Annotated in this window: 3 protein-coding genes; 2 read left to right on the top strand and 1 reads right to left on the bottom strand. The window is 39.3% G+C overall.

What is annotated here, in order from left to right:
• Positions 1-238: 238 nt before the first annotated feature.
• A complete protein-coding gene (locus PX484_RS09440) occupies positions 239-433 on the bottom strand; it encodes a hypothetical protein (RefSeq protein WP_002801815.1) in 195 nt (64 codons plus the stop codon).
• Between the two features lie 236 nt (positions 434-669).
• Here PX484_RS09440 and PX484_RS09435 point away from each other — a divergent pair, with 236 nt between their 5' ends.
• Both PX484_RS09435 and PX484_RS09430 read left to right on the top strand, forming a co-directional pair.
• The gene (locus PX484_RS09435; protein ID WP_002801817.1) at positions 670-1,245 is read left to right on the top strand and encodes a hypothetical protein; all 576 of its coding nucleotides are present in this window, start codon (positions 670-672) and stop codon (positions 1,243-1,245) included.
• A gap of 1 nt (position 1,246) precedes the next feature.
• On the top strand, positions 1,247-1,602 hold a 356-nt coding region (locus PX484_RS09430; RefSeq protein WP_502882716.1), incomplete at its 3' end, for a glycosyltransferase family 39 protein.

The raw sequence follows: 1,602 nt of genomic DNA, 5'->3' as shown, positions 1-1,602 counted from the left end.
GGTTATCAGTTATCAGTTATCAGTTATCAGTTATCAGTTATCAGTTATCAGTTATCAGTTATCAGTTATCAGTTATCAGTTATCAGTTATCAGTTATCAGTTATCAGTTATCAGGAGTCAGTTATCAGGAGTCAGGAGTCAGGAGATTATTTTTATTTATTCTCCCCAGTTCATAATTCATAATTCATAATTCATAATTACTCACACCTTTTAAACAGGATTGAGAATCAGAGGCAAATTAACGTATATTATTGACCGCACCGCTAACCAAACCAGCGCTAACATAGCGACCATAACCATCAAGACGGTTTTGTTGAGCGATTCGGGAGGGATTATTGACGAGATCGGCAACTCCCACACCCATCATCACCACGGAGATAACTGCGATTAAGTAGTTACGGACAAAAGTTGGATTTTGGTGGCTGACTAACATGGTTGTTACCTCTCTTTCCTGTCGATAACCTTAGAATACGAGAGGGTTTGGGGTGATGTCAGTCCCATAATTCTGGGTGACAGAAGTGGAAAAAAGTGGAATCCACAGATAAGCTATGATTTTTTGTCGATTAGAATCGGTAAATAGGGAATCGGGAACAGGAAAAGGGCAATATTCGTCATTAATCTGGTTAAATAATCAGTAAATTGCCTAAAAACTGACATATTCTCCAGAATATGACCCTAGAAACAGCGATTATGACCATAAAATTTCTCTGGCCTTTAGTTTTAGGATTATCTATTGTTATTATTGACAATGGGCAATACCTGAGAGCAGAAACGCTAACTTTGAGCGCCAGTCAACGGCAACAACTGCGATCGCTGGATGCTAAGATTATTTTACCTAACTATATCCCTCCCGGATTTCGGGCCAGCGAGATTAAAATCCTCGCAGAAGAGGGGAATGGATACGCAGTCCTCTTTGAAAATGCCGAGAATAGCTGTTTTTTGGTGGAAGGAATCGAAAACGCCAGGGGCGATGATGGTTTAGAATTAGAGGGAACCCTAGCGCTCAATTCCCCACTATTTGGAGAAGGATACTGGCTCAATTATGGTACACCCAAAGACTCGGAATTAAGGCAACAATTCCCCGAACCCGATTTGTATTCCGATTGGATGAAAATGGGAGAATATTTTTATCGTCTCAGTGGGGCATTAATTGCCCGGGAGGAGTATGATTATCCTAATTGCCGTCAAGATATTTCCCCATCGGAAGCGGTTAAAATAATCGAATCTTTTGGAGATAACAATTAAATTGAATTTATCTACAGTCATTTCTGATCTACAACAAAGAAGCAAGGAGCGGTTATCTTGGTCTGATTTTTGCTGGTTAGGATTAGTAATAATTTTGGGACTGGTTATTAGGTTAACACAATTAACGAGCAAACCTCCCTGGACGGATGAATTTGCCACTATGGTTTTTAGTATTGGCAATAATTACCAGATAGTGCCGTTAAATCAAATAATTTCCCTAGACACTTTATTAGCACCTCTCCAGAGCAACCATCAGGCAACTATTGCCGATGTAATTAAATTAGTTATTCAGGAGGACAATCATCCACCTTTATATTTTATTCTCGCCTATCTCTGGAATAAATTATTCTTTGATCG

Origin of the sequence: Microcystis sp. M49636_WE2, from assembly GCF_030065375.1 — a bacterium.
Lineage (GTDB): Bacteria > Cyanobacteriota > Cyanobacteriia > Cyanobacteriales > Microcystaceae > Microcystis > Microcystis aeruginosa_C.
This window is presented reverse-complemented; position numbering and strand designations above follow the sequence as displayed.

Coding starts and splice junctions, on each gene's coding strand:
- PX484_RS09435 (WP_002801817.1), top strand. CDS start 670: ATGACCCTAGAAACAGCGATTATGACCATAAAATTTCTCTGGCCTTTA.
- PX484_RS09440 (WP_002801815.1), bottom strand. CDS start 433: ATGTTAGTCAGCCACCAAAATCCAACTTTTGTCCGTAACTACTTAATC.